Here is a 16115-nt window from a genome sequence, read left to right on the forward strand (position 1 = left end):
TTTTTGGGATTGCAAAACACTTGGGGTTTTGCAGATCAACAAGCTAATTATTTTTTATGAAGATTATTACTACCTCAGAGTTTGCAAAGGCGACGAAGATTGATAAATTAGGCGTTCCTGGTTTGGCAGGCTTGCTGATGGAACTCATGAAACTGAACGACATCAACGACGTTTTCTCTCAAAATCAGCACTTTAAAGGCTTAGAGTTTGTAGATAAAATTTTAGAAACGATTGGTGTTTCTATCGATTTTGATGAAGACGAATTAAACAGCATTCCTAAAACGGGCCCATTTATAGCCATTGCAAATCATCCTTATGGTGGTGTAGAAGGCTTAGCCCTGGTTAAACTTTTATGCACGGTACGTCCTGACGCAAAGGTAATGGTAAACTTCATTCTGAAAAAAATACCAAATCTGGATGAGTTTTTTGTGGCTGTAAACCCATTTGAAAATGTTCAGCACTCATCAAGTATCAGCGGTTTAAAAACAACTTTCGATTTATTAAGAAGCGGTACACCGATTGGCATTTTTCCTGCTGGCGAGGTTTCTACCTTTAAATTAGATGCGCAGCAGGTAACCGATAGAATGTGGCACCCTGTAGTTGGAAAACTTATCGCTAAAGCAAAAGTACCAGTTGTACCAATTTATTTCCACGGTAATAATGGGGTTCTATTTAATATTTTAAGCTTTATCCATCCTACACTTCGTACGGCTAAACTTCCTTCTGAGTTTTTAAATAAACACGGCAGAACCATTAGAGTAAGAATTGGTAAATCTATAGCACCTGCAGAGATTTCGAACATGAATAGCAGCAATAAGCTTATGGACTTTTTACGTGCCCGTACTTATGCATTAGGCGTTGGGCTGGATACAGATAAAAAACTTTTCAATCCGCTTAAGTTATTCAAGATTAAAAAGAAAGCAGAAGAAATAATTGAAGAAACTTCGAGAGTTCTGATTAAAGAAGAGGTTAGTACTTTAGAAGATTTTAAAGTATGGACAGAAAAGAATTATGAAGTTTATATTGTTCCAACCTTAAAAATACCCAATATTTTAAGAGAAATTGGTCGCTTAAGGGAAATCACTTTTCGAGAAGTTGGCGAAGGCACCAATAAAAAAATCGATTTAGATAATTACGATATTTACTATAACCATCTTTTTATATGGGATAAAGATTTAGAAAATATCGTTGGTGCATACCGTATTGGCAAAGGCGATGAAATTTTAGAGAGCATGGGCCGCCGTGGTTTCTATCTTTCTGAGTTGTTCAAAATGAAAGATCAGTTTTATCCAATGTTAAAGCAAGGTATCGAACTTGGCCGTTCGTGGATAAGAAAAGAATACCAAGGTAAACCACTGCCACTTTTCTTACTTTGGAAAGGCATTTTAAAATACCTTATTGATAATCCTCAGTATCGTTTTATGTTTGGGCCAGTTAGTATAAGTAATAATTTTTCTAAGTTTAGTAAAGCACTTATTGTAGATTATATTACTAAAAACCATTTCGATTACGAAATGGCCAAATATGTAAAGCCTAGAAATAAATTTAAAGCTGATTTGCTCCCAATTTCTACCGATACTTTGGTAGATAGCAGTGATTCTTTTAAAGATTTGGACAGTTTAATTGGGGATATAGAGAATTCGCACATTAAAATACCTGTTTTGTTAAGACAATACATGAATTTAAATGCAAAAATTATTTCTTTTAATATCGATCCTAAATTTTCGGATTGCTTAGATGGATTTTTAGTAGTAGATACCCATAATATTCCACCAGAAATGATTGAAAAATTAGGCAAAAACTTATAAAATTTTAAAAATGAAAAACCCAGATATCCATCTGGGTTTTTTCTTATCAACTAACCTAAACTTTATAAATACTAACCAAATATTTATACCGCAAAAGTAGGCTTACTTTGTTAAGTTGTTATTAATGCTAAGTTATCTGTTGATTACCAATTCAGCCACTCAACGCCTGCCCTTATTCTTGTCAAAAACTTTGTAGTTAACATTATTCTGTTACCTTTAGGTACTCCTTATAAGCATCGTTTAGCTTTTTATCCATCAAACAAAAAAGCTTTCTCTCCTTGTATTTAGTATAAATACGATCACCTGGTGTAAATCCCTCCAGGTTAAAAAACAAACTATGACACTTATATCTAAGGAAGATTTCTCTAAAGCAACTGGCCTTTGCCATGTTCCCATCCCAGGTTTAACTTCAATGATTATGAAGATGATGAAGATAAATCGTTTCAACAATATTATTAGAGATGCCAATAACTTAGAAGGAGAACCGTTTGCAAATTATTTATTAGATACTCTTGGTGTAATCATAGAAATCGATGAAAGCGATATTGCGAATATACCAACTGAAGGTGCTTTTATTTCTATCGCTAACCATCCTTACGGCGCAATAGAATCTCTAGCCTTATTAAGTACTTTAGCTAAATATCGCCCCGATACCATGTTTATGGGTAACTTTTTACTCAAGAAAATTCCAAACCTATCTAACTGCATTATAGCAGTAAACCCATTCGAAAAAGTACAGGATTCATCGAGTATAAGCGGATTGAAGATAACCTTAAAGACCTTAAAGGATGGGTTCCCTGTAGCGATTTTTCCAGCTGGAGAAGTTTCATCGTTTAAACTTAAAACCCGAAAAATTACTGATCGGGATTGGCATCCTGTTGTTGGTAAAATTATATCAAAAGCAGATGTTCCCATTTTACCTGTTTACTTCCACGGCAATAATGGTTTCTTGTTTAGTCTGCTTAAAACGATACATCCATCTTTACAAACAGCTAAACTCATTTCCGAACTCTTTAATAAAAAAGGCCATATCCTTAAAATAAAGATCGGTAAGCCTATCTTACCTAAAGAAATTCCAGCAAAAGAATGTAATATTTCATTATTAAAATTCTTGAGGACAAATTTATATGCATTAGGCGATAAGAAAAAAATGCCACTCGCATAGCCTTACAGGCAATTGTGTTAAATTAAAATTAACACCATCACTAAGCTTTACATAAAGAAATTATTAATTTATCGTTAATTATAGGTAAATTCAATATTAACAATATGTATTAGATTGAAAAATCGGGCCTATAAATATTATTCAATTGCAGCTTTTTGCTTCTGCTTGCTATTTTCGTTTTTAAAAACGGAAGCCCAAAACTATTCTTTTGATTTTTATAACGGCACCTTTAATTTCAGTGTAGATACTTCGATGGTTATCCAAACAGGCAATAGTGTTTCGGAATCATCTGTAAAAAAATTTTACACCGATATAAACTTGGCTAATTACCATGAACTCATTGCTTCTTTAATCTCTTATAAAGAAAAATATAAACTAAACGATTGGATATATTATCAGCTGATTCGTAAAACTGCCGAGCAGATTAGCCCTAAGGCAGAAAATTACAGCCGCTACACTTTATATAAATGGTTTCTACTAAATAAATGTGGCTACGATGCAAGACTTGCAGTAGGCAAAGGCCAAATTATATTCTATGTTAGGAATGAAGAGGATATTAGCGATATCCCCTTTTTTATGATTGATGACAAAAAGTACATGTGCCTAAATTACCATGATTACGGGAAATTATTTCAGCAAGCTAATACCTATAAGCCGGTTAACATTGCAATAGCCGAAGCCAGAAATGCATTTTCTTACAAAGTAACCCGCATGCCCGATTTTAAACCAGATAGTTATGTAGAGAAGGACGTAGAATTTAGTTACAAGCAAAAAACCTATCATTTTAAACTTAAGGTTAATAATGACGTGGAAACCATTTTCGCCAATTACCCTGGAGTAGATTTTGAATCTTACTTTAATATTCCATTGAGTCGCGAAACGTACAGCTCACTGATCCCAATCCTTAAGAATAATTTAAAAGGTATGGAACAGAAAAAGGGAGTAGATTACCTGATGCGTTTTACCAGATATGCCTTCCTTTATGAGAATGATCAGGATAATTTTGGTAAAGAAAAGCGTTTATCGCCTGAACAAACTTTATTAAATAAATACAGCGACTGCGATGATCGCGCTGCCTTATTTTTTTATCTGGTAAAAGAAATCTACAATTTACCTATGGTAGCACTTCTCTATCCTACACACTTAACAATGGCCGTTCAGTTTGATAAACCAGTAAAAGGAGACTTCTTGATTTATAAAGGCAAGAAATACGCCTTCTGTGAACCTACGCCACAACAAAAAGATTTAAAGATTGGCCAGCTTTCGGCGCAATTAAAAAACATGCAATATAAGGTTGTTTACAACTATGAACCTGTTAAGTAAAATACATATTAATTTAATGTTAACTAAATGTTATTAAATTAAGAACACCAAACAAGTAGTTATAAAATAAGTTATTTTTATTTTCTGTTGATTAATTTAAATAAGCCGACTTATGCAACCTGTAATCTACAATGTATTAAAAGAATATTTTACCGAAATACATACTAACCCTGTTAAAGCCAGGATTATGTCGCCAATTAACAAGGAAGATGTTTTTGTATTTCAAACTAGTTTATACTATAAAAACCATCACAGCGCCGATGCTTACGAACCTTCTGCTTCCTTTACTTCTTTCGCAACAGCAGAACGCCATTTACTTCAATACCTCGAAGAGTTTCAAAGCGCTTTAGATATGGGTGGAAGTGTAACTAAAGGTTCTGTTATTTAAATTTAGGCTTTATCCTCTTTGTACTGCTCTTCTTCCAATTCATTTTGGTTAAGATCATTTCTAAGTTCTTTTTCATCTTTTCGATTTCGTTTTAAAAACAAAATGAGTAAGATCAATAAAACAAGTACAATAACTCCAACGACAAGGTAATTAACATTCATATCTATTTTTATTAAAGTGCTGCTATACAAACAAATATAATTTAAAATAACTTGTTTGTTAAGTAATCGAACTTAGTTAACATAAGAATAATATGAATTTAATATTACGATAATATATCTTTGGAAATACCCTAAGATCCAAATGAAAAGAAAGAATAAGCTAAAATCAAAAGCAGCATCTAAAAATAAACAATTAAAGAAAGAATTAACAGCCAAATTATCCGTAGCATTTAATGAAATTGTAGCGGGATATGGAAAAGTTAAAAAAGCAGATCAGATTATTGAGAAGTTTAGCAAACAACTTACCAAAAAAATTACCTTAACAAACCTGGATAAGTCACCAGCTAAAGAAGTTGAAGCACCAGTAACCGCAAAAGAAAAAGAAGCAAAGTCAACAGTTAAAAAAACTAAGTCTCCTGTTAAAGAATCAGCTGAATAAAAACGATATAAATGCAAAAAGGCCGAAACATTAGTTTCGGCCTTTTTTATATTAAAAAAACTTGCTTACTATTTAACAGCGCCAGCAGTTGTATATGCCAATGTTTGAGCATCAACTTCTGCCCAACCTGAAGCCCAGTTTTCTGTACCGAAAGCGCCTTTATAAGCAACTTGCGTAAAGAACGAACCTGAAACTTTAGCATTTGTAAAAGCCGCGCCAGTTGCAGCAGCAGAGTTAGCAGCAACTAAGAAACTTGCAGTTCCTAATGTTACACCTGAACCAAAATCACTGAAGTATAAATAAGGATTAACTAAAAGTGCTGAGGCAAATGAAGTTTGTGCGAAAGTATTATCTAAACGTAATTTAGCTTCGATTGCAGCTGCTGCTGCTGTATTGCTCACGCTTACTTCTGTAGTTTTTGTACCATAGATTAAGTTATTAGCAATTACCATACTTCCACTTGTAAAGTTAGCTGATGTAGAATTTGCAGTAACAACTTTAGTATCATCGATATATAAGCCAATTGGGAAACCAGAAATAACTGAGTTTAAAATGCTGATTGAAGAGTTACGGCGAATTTGAGCACCATGGTAGAAGTTAGCATTAAATGCACCTCCATTAGCTTTAATTGGACCTAAAACAGTTACGTTAGAGAAAACCGCAGATGTTTTTGGTGTTTGATCACTACCTGTGTTATTGTTATCAGATTCAAAACCGTTAGATTGAGATTGATCGGCTACAGTGGCAACACGTTGCGCTAAAGCAAACTGAACATTACCTGAGTAACCAAAGTCAGTATCAAAATCATCATCCCAAGTACCAATTGCCAATAAGTGTTTTGCATTTACTGTACCACCGAACCATTCAAATGCATCATCACCAGAACGATAAACCTGGATGTAATCAAGCGTGGTTCCATTACCAACACCACCCAACGTTAAACCATTAATTTCATTATCAACAGAATAAGCAATACCAGCAAACTCAATACGTACATATTTCATAATACCAGAATTATCAGCAGCATCTGTACCACCGTAGTAGACGTAAGCTTTTTCATCTTTTCCAGTAGGCTGAACTAAACCACCTTCAATTTTTACATCTGTACCTTGGTTAACAGGTGCTTTACCTAAAAGAATTACACCACCCCAATCTCCTTGAGTACGTGCACCAGCGGCTAAAGCCGAAGTAAACACAATCGGTTTATCTACTGTACCTGTTGCATTAATTTTAGAACCACGAGTTACAATTAAAGTTCCTTTTGTTGCTTTATCACCCTTAATAATTGTTCCAGGCTCAATAGTTAAAGTTGCGCCATTACTAACAAATACAAATCCTTTTAATAAATATATTTTACTTGCAGACCAGGTAGTGCTTGCAGAAATTTCTCCAGTAACCTCTACAACATTTGCAGTTGAACCACCAGGCATTTCAGTTGAAGGACCTTCAACAATAACATTCTTTTTACAAGAAGTTGAAAATAAAACTACCGATAAGGCAAGTAGTATGAATTGGTTTTTCATTTTTTTTTGTTTTAATATTTTTTTTTACAAATAGAGTTTTTTAACTTTTCTTTAGGATTAATATCCTGTTACCAAATTGTTAATGACTAAAAAGTATAATTAAAAGATAAAGAGATGTTCGTACCTGGTTTGTAAGATGAGAAAGTCTCATCACCACCGTTACCTACACTTCCATTGTATTTTTTATCACCGTTATAATCGAAATAGATCAAACTTCTTTGGTTTAAAATATCACCAGCGTTTAACTTAATTTCACCTTTAGTTTTAAGCACTTTATAGCTAACTTGTAAATCAAGTACGTCTCTTGGATTTTCCCATGTACTTGGGAAATTAACACCACTTGCCTGAACAATTCTTCTGCCGATTTTATTATAAAGAATATTGAAATTAAGCTTGTTATCCAAGGCACTATGTTGTAAACCAGCATTTATTACGTATGGTGACTGACCTACCATTGGACGGGTTTTGTCTATATAATTCTGATCTGTTGGATTGGTAACCTTAGATTTTATTAATGATAAATTAAAATATGCCGTTGTATTTTTAAAGAAATTACTTCCACTTACAAAGTTTAAATTCTTCCTTGCCTCTAGCTCAACACCATAAGTATAAGCCTTTGGTGTGTTAAAGAAAGAAACGTCTGGTGTTGATAAAACATCGTAACGATAAGACTCAATAGCATTAGTAAAATGTTTGTAAAATGCAGACACTGAAAATAATTGACCAGCTTCTGGATAAATTTCGTATCTGATATCTGCGTTATCGATAAGTGACCTTTTCAAGTTTGGATTACCAGTGATATTACCCAGTAATTCATAATCATAATATGATGAAAGTGATAACTCTCTAAATTCTGGTCTAGCAAGGGTACGATAATAAGATGCGCGTAAGTTTGCCTTATCGGTTAAACTATATGTTAAATTTAAAGATGGTAAAAAATCTACCTGCGAATCATCAACATAAGTTTTGCTTATGCTCATAACCTTAACATTGTAACTTTCTACCCTTACACCGTAAACTGCTCTTAATTTTTCACCAAACTTTTGGTCAAGCATTAAATAGCCATAGTTTGTAAATGAATTTGCAGAATAGCTATCCAATTCTCCACCTACTTCAGCAATTCTGTAAACACCTGATTCGAATAAAGATTGAGAAAATATTTGATCAACAGGTAAGCTTCTGATTTGAGTTTGTAAAGTTGGATTGTTAGTAATTAACTCTGCACCAATAAAGCGAGCACTAAATTTACGATCGCGATACTGAGAACCTAAACCAACTTTAAAAATCGTAGATGCATCAAATAATTTAAATGGAGTACTATAGTTAACATCACCTGCATAAATATCCTCATTCAAATCCGAAAACAATCTTGTGTTATCTTTACCTAATGAAGTAATATTTGCCTGATATAAAACACTTGGATCATTTTGAGCTGCTAAAGGTTTTGTGTAGTTAATTTTTAATTGATTTGGCTGATTATTACCAATATTACTGTATGAAGCAGTCCATTTCAATTTATTATTACCCTCACCAATCTGATGATCTCCTTCTAAAGTAGTTTTGAAAAGTGATTTCTGCATAACATCATAAGCATAGAACTGATTTAAAGAGTTTCCGTCTTTTATACCTGTTCTTAATGCATATGTATCATCATAGTTTCTGTTGTAGATGTTTTTAAAGCTAATTTTGTTCTTTCCAAAGGTGTATGCAAAATTTGCTAAACCACCTAAGTTAGTTGAGAATTTATATTGATTATCAGTATAGTTGTAAACATAAAAATTACGTTCAACATCTTGATTTATATTTTGTGAGTTTCTGTAAGTTCCAGAAATCAAAGCACCAAAAGTATTTCCGTTCTCAAAATGTTTAACTCTTCCTAAGCTTAATTGGTAATTTTGAGTAGGCAAGGCACTTCTATTTCTTACCGATAAATCATTTGGTAATGATTTTAAGGCAGCAATGTTTTTCGAACTCGAAAGTGTTCCTTTAGCGATTTGGTCACTAGTTGGAAAGTTTTCAGCTAATTGCTTAGAGCCATCTTCAAAACCCAAATAGTTTACAGCATTTTTCTTAGTTGCTAAAAAATCTTTAAAAGTAGATTGGCTGTTATAGCCATAACCCACACCAAATGAAAGAAAGTTTTGCTCTGGAATATCTTTAGTTACAATTTGAACGGCACCACCAGCAAAATCTGCAGGTAGATCTGGTGTTGCAGTCTTATTAATCGTGATTTTATCAACAAGATTTGAAGGAACAATATCGAAAGAGAAGGCTTTTCTATTTGCTTCTGTACTTGGCAGTGTCGAATTATCAAGCGTTGCTGTATTGTAACGATCGCTTAAACCACGCACAATTACAAATTTATTATCCTGAATAGTTGCACCACTTACTCGTTTTAAAACATCCGAAGTATTACGATCTGGTGATTTTTTTATCTGATCACTTGAAATACCATCCGATATTACCGAACTGTTTTTTTGCTGTGCATACAGAGAGTTAACTGATTCTTGCTTAAAAGTTGCTCTGATTACCACATCATTTAATTTTAATGATGAAGATTCTTCCAGAATTACATTCAAGGTTACAGCTTTACCACCTGTAACATCAATATCGCTGATTTCTTTAGTAGTATACCCTACGTACGATATTTGAAGGGTATATTTACCGCTAGCTAAAGCTGTTATCGCATATCTTCCATCAACATCAGTTGAAATGCCTTTATTTGTTCCTGCAATTTTTACAGAAACTCCAATTAAGGTTTCTCCTGTTTTTTTATCGGATACAATACCTGAAATTTTACCTGTTTGTGCATAAGAGGCTATGCTTAAGAATAAAACCAGCACCATTAGCGCTGTTCTTTTAAGAGTAGTTAGTAAGTTCAATTTGCCTGTATTTAATTTTAGGCAAAGCTATTACCACAATGTTAGCTGTATGTTAGATGTTAATTAAGCTTTGTTTAGCTAAAGGTTAATTTAATGTTACCCGCCAAAAATTTAATACCTCAAACCCATTTTCTTGCAGATAAAGTGCAATAACCAGATTGGACCTATTAACAGGAACTTAACATCATCCAAAAAAGAAGGTTTCTTTCCTTCAATTTTATGGCCGATAAACTGACCAATCCAGGCTACTACAAAAATAATCAAACACACCAACCAAACTGCTGGCCCACCAGCTATTTCCCATTTTTCTAACGATACGATTCCGTAAGAAAATAATACGATGATCAAAAGCATGAAATAGGATAGTATAGGCGAAAGACGATAATAGTAATAAATCGAAAATGCAATAAGAAAAGACGCCCAATTTACGAAGCCGTTATAGCGGCCTAAAAAGCTTAAATGAGGAAATGGAATTGACCAAACCAAGCCCAACAAACTGAAGATAATTAATGGTACACAAATCCAGTGAATAAGTTCGTTGGTTGGATTATGGTGACTTTCCTGTATTTATCAAAATAAACATCAACAGGTCTTTTAACTTCAAGGGTCTTTTTGGTTTGCTTGCTCATCATGTAAAAATAAAAAAAATATTGGAGTGATTTATTTATTATAATAAGTATAGAATTAATCTCAACGAGATTTCGCAGGTTTCCATAAATGTACGCTCTGCAGATCTTTTTTTTTGAAGAAAAATAGTTTAGGAAAAGTATTTCAAATAATATCTCGAACTTACTTAGCCTGTATAGATCGCCATAAAGTGCTCACCTCAACTAACTTTTTCCATCAGTAAAATCTATCAGTTGGTGTCTAACCGACCAAAAAATAATAAGGTTTAATTTGATCAAAACATCTCTCCATTTACTCTATCGGTTGGTGTCTCACCGACCGAAAAATAATGAGGTTTAATTTGATCCAAAGATCACTCCATTTCGCTGCGCTACAGTCGAGATGACGGACACGTGGATCATGTCATTTCCAGCGAAGCCAAAAATCAAGAAGTGCTCAGGGCAAATAAATATCTCTATTATCTAAAGTTAAAAATCCTTCCCTCTCACTTCATCAAGTCGAAATGGTAAAAAAACTACTTCAGAAATCCATACGCATAAAAAAAGCGATGACATTGGTCATCGCTTTAATATTTCTGTCACCTAAATCGGTGTAATCATTTACTACTTGGCAAAAGCCACAGAACGGGTTTCTCTAATAACAGTAACCTTAATCTGACCAGGGTAAGTCATCTCAGTTTGAATACGGGTTGAAATATCTGCTGCAAGCAATTCTGCCTGTGCATCCGTAATTCTTTCACTTTCTACAATCACACGTAGTTCTCTACCTGCTTGTATTGCAAAAGTTTTCTCTACACCTGGATATGATAAAGCCAGTTCTTCTAAGTCTTTTAAACGTTTGATGTAACTTTCAACAACCTCTCTACGAGCACCTGGACGAGCACCAGAAATTGCATCACAAGCCTGAATAATAGGCGAAATCATAGAAGTCATTTCGATTTCATCGTGGTGAGCTCCGATTGCGTTACAAATTTCAGGATGTTCCTTATATTTTTCAGCTAACTGCATGCCTAAAATTGCGTGTGGCAATTCAGGGTTATCATCAGGCACTTTACCTATATCGTGGAGTAAACCAGCACGTTTCGCCATTTTAGCATTTAAGCCTAGTTCTGCAGCCATTGTAGCACAGAAATTAGCCACCTCACGCGAGTGATGCAATAAATTTTGTCCGTAAGATGAACGGTAACGCATACGGCCAACCATACGAATTAACTCTGGATGCAAACCATGAATACCTAAATCGATCACGGTACGTTCACCAATTTCTACAATTTCATCTTCAATTTGCTTTTTAGTTTTCGCAACAATTTCTTCGATACGAGCTGGGTGAATACGACCATCAGTTACCAAGCGGTGTAGCGCTAAACGAGCTATTTCTCTTCTTACAGGGTCAAAACCCGATAAAATAATTGCTTCAGGTGTATCATCAACAATAATTTCTATACCAGTAGCTGCTTCTAAAGCACGGATATTTCTACCTTCTCTACCAATTACACGGCCTTTAATCTCATCGCTTTCGATGTGAAAAATAGAAACCGAATTTTCGATTGCAGCTTCTGTAGCCGTACGCTGAATCGTTTGAATAACAACTTTCTTTGCTTCTTTACTTGCAGTTAGTTTTGCTTCATCAACGATATCCTTAATCTGAATCATGGCTTGTGTACGCGCCACTTCCTTCAGGTTTTCTACCAATTGCTCTTTAGCTTCATCTGCTGATAAACCTGCAATAGTTTCCAATTGCGTAAGGTGCTGATTTTTCAAAACCTCAACCTCTTCTTGCTTTTTAACAGCAAGTTCGGTTTGCTTTTCTAATTGAACCTTTTGTTTATCAAGTTCGCCTTCTTTTTTATTGAAGTTTTCTAAACGTTGATTTACCGATTGCTCTTTTTGCTTTATCGTATTTTCGCGTTGGTTAATGGTGTTGTTTTTAGCATTTACCTCTTGTTCATGCTCTGCTTTCATTTGCAAAAACTTCTCTTTTGCTTCTAAAAGTTTATTCTTTTTTAAGATTTCAGCATTGTTTTCTGCATCCTTTAAAATCTTCTTAACTTTATTCTGAGCCGCAACTTCCTGTTGTTTAAGTAAGTTACGCAGCAGGAATCTTCCAACTGCAACACCGATTCCTAAACCGGCTATTAAGGCGAATACGTATCCTAATATTTCTACTATCTCCATTTTGTTTTTTATGTAAAAAAAAACCGCAACTAATTTTTTAAAGTCTCATACATTTTAAACCTCAACTAAGCATAATTAGGGTTTAAGCCATTTTCAGGTGCCATAGCAGATGAAATACGCCCTCTTAACCCTATAGATATTGAAGTGTTAAGTTTTATAAAATTTGAAACTCAAAAAACTAGCCGCGGCTATGTCTTTATGCTAATTTATCGCATCATCATCCTATAAAGGATCTTAAATTAAAAGGCTCTGATGTATTATCAGAGTGACGAAACGCTTAAGAACGTACCTTATTTTTTAAAGAAATCACTTAATAAAACATCCAATTCCTCAACTTGATCAGCCACAGCAGTATCCTGGTTTTGCACTTTATTTTCTGTTCTTAATGCAGCCGTTGCATAATGCAACAACGACATTGAGAGTAGATCCTGCTTATCTCTGACCGCATAATTTTCCTGATAGTCTTTTATGCGTTCATTAATCATTTTTGCCGCCCGTCTCACAATTTCTTCCTCTTCCATGTTTACCTTAAGCGGGTAAATACGGTCGGAAATGGTTATTTTAATAGAGATTTCTCCCATTGTTTAGCTTAGTTTCTGATTCTTTCCCATTACCTATTTTTTAAGCAATGCGATACTTTTATCAATCTCTCGCACAAAATCGTTAATTTTTTGTTTAATATCAAGCGACTTCTCGCTTGTTCCCTCAATACTTTTGGCAAGTTTAGTAACCCTTAATTTCTCTTCCAGATCAGTATGCTTACCTTTTGAAGTATCAAGCGCAACTTTTAACGATTGATTTTCAAGCTTTAATAAATCATTTTCTTCTTGTAAAGCGTTACACAACTCGATTAATCGCGTTGTTTTTTGTATTACCGTACCTAATTGTTCTGCAACAGAAGTCATGAATTTATTTCTAAAAATACGAATTTAAATTTTATTTCCTAATTTCTGCACCAGCCTGACCACTTAAATTAGCAATTAGTTTCTGCATTGTATTTTCAATCTGCTTATCTGTAAGCGTTTGCTCTTCATCTTGCAAAATAAAATTTAATGCATAAGATTTTTTGCCTTCTGGTAATTTATCACCCTGGTAAACATCAAAAACACCAACTTCTTTAATTAACTTCTTATCAGTTTTAAAAGCGATCCCTTTAAGGGTATCAAATGTTACATTTTTATCAATAAGCATAGATAAATCTCTTCTTACTGCTGGATATCTGGAAACTTCCTTGTTTACAATCTTATTCTTTCTTACAATATCCAATAAAGTTGCCCAGTCAAAATCCGCATAAAAAACTTCTGCATTAACATCGGCTTTCTTTCTATCCTCTTTTGTTGCAGCCCCAAAACTTACGAGTGTTTTATCTCCTCTGAAATATTTTATACCGTAGGCAAAATTTTCATCTGTTAAAGCATCCGATTGATAAGTTGAAATACCTAACCTCGAAATAATTGCATCAACAGCCGATTTTAAATTATAGAAACTCGCAGATTTACTATTTTGGTTCCACTGCTCACCTTGTTTTGCTCCTGATATCAGAAGTAATAACCTTGGGCGTTCTACATACTGCTCGTTAATTAAATGATAGGTTTTACCATATTCGTAAAACTTAACATCAGCATTTTTGCGGTTCTGGTTGTAAGCAACACTTTCTAATGCAGGCATTAATAAGCTTTGGCGCATTACATTTAAATCACTACTTAGCGGATTGAGTATGAATACCGCCTCTTCTAAATTTTTAGAATAAGTAGATTTTGTTAAAGAATTGCATAAAATTTCAGCGTAACCATTTGCAGTAAGCATGTCGGCAATTGTATTATGCGTATTTTCTTTCTCAGGTTTCGAACTGTAAGAAAGCGAAGCGTTTACTTTAGCAGGAATATCTATATTATTATAGCCATAAATACGTAAAACTTCTTCAGTTATATCGCATTCGCGAGTAACATCAACCTTAAATGATGGTACTCTTAAAGCAAGTGTATCTTCTGATGTATTGGTTGCAGAAATACCCAAAGCAGTAATAATTTGTTTAATCTCTGCTGATGGAATATTTGCACCAATTAATGTATTTATGTTGGTATAACTTACCTCAAACTCGAAAGGCTTAATATGAACTGGATAAAGATCGGAAACTGATGAGGAGATTTCGCCACCGGCAATTTCTTTAATTAACAAAGCAGCATACTTTAAAGCTGATACGGTAATTTCAGGATCAGTACCACGCTCAAAACGGAAAGAGGCATCGGTTTTTAATCCGTGTCTTTTTGATGTTTTACGAACAGAAACAGCATTGAAGTAAGCACTCTCTAAGAATATATTTTTGGTATTGGCATCAACACCCGAAGTTTTACCTCCAAATACACCTGCAATACACATTGGTGCATCTGCATTGCAAATCATTAAATCGTCGGCGCTTAATTTGCGTTCTACGTCATCCAACGTTGTAAAAAGAGTACCTTCTGCCACTTTTTTAACAATTACTTTTCCGCCAGTAATTTTATCGGCATCGAAAGCATGCAAAGGTTGTCCTAAGCCGTGCAAAACGTAATTTGTTACATCTACAACATTATTAATCGGACGAAGACCAATTACTTTTAATTTATCTTTTAACCAATCAGGCGATTCTGTTACCGTAACACCAGAAATAGTTACACTGCTGTAACGTTGGCAAGCTTCTGTATCTTCAACGGTAACTGGAATAACTAAATTTTCGTTATCTGTTTTAAAAGCAGAAAGATCCGGCATTTCAAATTCACTTCTGAAATAAGCCGCTAAATCTCTGGCTACGCCTAGGTGTGATGCCGCATCAGCACGATTTGGGGTTAAACCGATTTCAAATACAAAATCATCGTCCATTTTGAAATGCGCTTTAGCTTCGATACCAATTTCCGTATCCGCATCCAAAATCATAATTCCATCATGAGATTTACCCAAACCAATTTCATCTTCCGCACAGATCATCCCCTGAGAAACTTCGCCCCTGATCTTTGATTCTTTAATTTTAAAAGGTTCACCTTCTAACGGATAAACGGTTGTACCAACTGTAGCAACTACAACCTTTTGTCCAGCACCAACATTTGGCGCACCACAAACAATCTGCAGATTTTCTTTTCCACCAACATTTACCGTGGTTACACGTAAACGATCGGCATTAGGATGTTGCACACAAGTTAAAACCTCGCCGATAATCAAACCCTCTAAGCCACCTATAACAGGCTGAACTTTATCTACACTTTCCACTTCTAAGCCAACATTTGTTAAGATTAATGAAAGCTCTTCAGGTGTTTTATCTATTTGAACGAATTGTTTTAACCAGTTATATGATATTTTCATTTGCTTAGTATCAAGTAAGGAGTATCGAACATCAAGACTATGCCTGATTGATAATCAAATTTTATAAAATGCAAAGATATTATTTAAAGCCCAAAGCAGAAAGCTAAACAAGAAATCTTGATGTAATAAATACTACTAAATTATAATCTTGGCGAAAGCACAACCCTATAACACCAGAAAGCAGCCTCCATCTCTACTCGAGTGCAGCGAAACGGAGATAGCTTTGAACAATATATAATCAAAGATTTCTCCACTACGGTCGAAAGGACGACTTGAAGAAATCCTTAGA

General features: G+C 34.4%; 13 protein-coding genes. 5 read left to right on the forward strand and 8 right to left on the reverse strand.

Annotated features, from left to right (window positions below):
• The first annotated feature begins 56 nt into the window (after positions 1-56).
• From ACZZZI_RS03225 to ACZZZI_RS03240, 4 genes are all read left to right on the forward strand, one after another.
• A complete protein-coding gene (locus tag ACZZZI_RS03225; RefSeq protein ID WP_316759409.1) occupies positions 57-1808 on the forward strand; it encodes a lysophospholipid acyltransferase family protein in 1752 nt (583 codons plus the stop codon).
• A 337-nt stretch (positions 1809-2145) separates the two neighbouring features.
• Positions 2146-2973, forward strand: a complete 828-nt coding sequence (locus ACZZZI_RS03230) for a lysophospholipid acyltransferase family protein (protein ID WP_316759412.1) — start codon at positions 2146-2148, stop codon at positions 2971-2973.
• A gap of 114 nt (positions 2974-3087) precedes the next feature.
• Complete coding sequence (locus ACZZZI_RS03235) at positions 3088-4296, forward strand: hypothetical protein (RefSeq protein WP_316759415.1); 1209 nt, start codon at positions 3088-3090, stop codon at positions 4294-4296.
• A gap of 112 nt (positions 4297-4408) precedes the next feature.
• Positions 4409-4684, forward strand: a complete 276-nt coding sequence (locus ACZZZI_RS03240; RefSeq protein ID WP_316759416.1) for a hypothetical protein — start codon at positions 4409-4411, stop codon at positions 4682-4684.
• 2 nt (positions 4685-4686) lie between these two features.
• On the opposite strand, the gene ACZZZI_RS03245 is transcribed toward ACZZZI_RS03240, so the two are convergent.
• Positions 4687-4845, reverse strand: coding sequence for an LPXTG cell wall anchor domain-containing protein (locus ACZZZI_RS03245; RefSeq protein ID WP_316759418.1), 159 nt, complete (start codon positions 4843-4845; stop codon positions 4687-4689).
• Between the two features lie 142 nt (positions 4846-4987).
• Here ACZZZI_RS03245 and ACZZZI_RS03250 point away from each other — a divergent pair, with 142 nt between their 5' ends.
• Positions 4988-5284, forward strand: a complete 297-nt coding sequence (locus ACZZZI_RS03250) for a hypothetical protein (RefSeq protein ID WP_316759420.1) — start codon at positions 4988-4990, stop codon at positions 5282-5284.
• Between the two features lie 68 nt (positions 5285-5352).
• Here the strand turns inward: ACZZZI_RS03250 and ACZZZI_RS03255 are convergent, their stop codons facing one another.
• The 7 genes from ACZZZI_RS03255 to pheT all read right to left on the reverse strand — a co-directional run bounded on the left by ACZZZI_RS03255 (position 5353) and on the right by pheT (position 15826).
• Entirely contained in the window at positions 5353-6807 is a 1455-nt protein-coding gene (locus ACZZZI_RS03255; RefSeq protein ID WP_316759424.1) for a hypothetical protein, read from the reverse strand.
• Positions 6808-6893: 86 nt separating this feature from the next.
• Positions 6894-9689, reverse strand: a complete 2796-nt coding sequence (locus tag ACZZZI_RS03260) for a TonB-dependent receptor (RefSeq protein ID WP_316759425.1) — start codon at positions 9687-9689, stop codon at positions 6894-6896.
• Positions 9690-9800: 111 nt separating this feature from the next.
• Positions 9801-10256: an Mpo1 family 2-hydroxy fatty acid dioxygenase gene (locus ACZZZI_RS03265; protein WP_463491759.1), complete on the reverse strand. Its 456-nt coding sequence runs from the start codon at positions 10254-10256 to the stop codon at positions 9801-9803.
• 662 nt (positions 10257-10918) lie between these two features.
• The gene (gene rny / locus ACZZZI_RS03270; RefSeq protein WP_316759428.1) at positions 10919-12490 is read right to left on the reverse strand and encodes a ribonuclease Y; all 1572 of its coding nucleotides are present in this window, start codon (positions 12488-12490) and stop codon (positions 10919-10921) included.
• 290 nt (positions 12491-12780) lie between these two features.
• A complete protein-coding gene (locus ACZZZI_RS03275; RefSeq protein WP_316759430.1) occupies positions 12781-13071 on the reverse strand; it encodes a cell division protein ZapA in 291 nt (96 codons plus the stop codon).
• A 33-nt stretch (positions 13072-13104) separates the two neighbouring features.
• Positions 13105-13395, reverse strand: coding sequence for a hypothetical protein (locus ACZZZI_RS03280; RefSeq protein ID WP_316759433.1), 291 nt, complete (start codon positions 13393-13395; stop codon positions 13105-13107).
• A gap of 31 nt (positions 13396-13426) precedes the next feature.
• Positions 13427-15826 carry a phenylalanine--tRNA ligase subunit beta gene (gene pheT / locus ACZZZI_RS03285; RefSeq protein ID WP_344764844.1) on the reverse strand — a complete coding sequence of 800 codons (2400 nt, stop codon included), beginning with the start codon at positions 15824-15826 and terminating at the stop codon, positions 13427-13429.
• Positions 15827-16115 lie beyond the last annotated feature (289 nt).

This window comes from Pedobacter sp. AC190 (assembly GCF_979258025.1).

What these genes read in the sequence shown, in the direction of transcription:
- pheT (WP_344764844.1), bottom strand. Translation starts at nt 15,826, where the DNA reads ATGAAAATATCATATAACTGGTTAAAACAATTCGTTCAAATAGATAAA.
- ACZZZI_RS03225 (WP_316759409.1), top strand. Translation starts at nt 57, where the DNA reads ATGAAGATTATTACTACCTCAGAGTTTGCAAAGGCGACGAAGATTGAT.
- rny (WP_316759428.1), bottom strand. Translation starts at nt 12,490, where the DNA reads ATGGAGATAGTAGAAATATTAGGATACGTATTCGCCTTAATAGCCGGT.
- ACZZZI_RS03245 (WP_316759418.1), bottom strand. Translation starts at nt 4,845, where the DNA reads ATGAATGTTAATTACCTTGTCGTTGGAGTTATTGTACTTGTTTTATTG.
- ACZZZI_RS03280 (WP_316759433.1), bottom strand. Translation starts at nt 13,395, where the DNA reads ATGACTTCTGTTGCAGAACAATTAGGTACGGTAATACAAAAAACAACG.
- ACZZZI_RS03240 (WP_316759416.1), top strand. Translation starts at nt 4,409, where the DNA reads ATGCAACCTGTAATCTACAATGTATTAAAAGAATATTTTACCGAAATA.
- ACZZZI_RS03230 (WP_316759412.1), top strand. Translation starts at nt 2,146, where the DNA reads ATGACACTTATATCTAAGGAAGATTTCTCTAAAGCAACTGGCCTTTGC.
- ACZZZI_RS03275 (WP_316759430.1), bottom strand. Translation starts at nt 13,071, where the DNA reads ATGGGAGAAATCTCTATTAAAATAACCATTTCCGACCGTATTTACCCG.
- ACZZZI_RS03250 (WP_316759420.1), top strand. Translation starts at nt 4,988, where the DNA reads ATGAAAAGAAAGAATAAGCTAAAATCAAAAGCAGCATCTAAAAATAAA.
- ACZZZI_RS03255 (WP_316759424.1), bottom strand. Translation starts at nt 6,807, where the DNA reads ATGAAAAACCAATTCATACTACTTGCCTTATCGGTAGTTTTATTTTCA.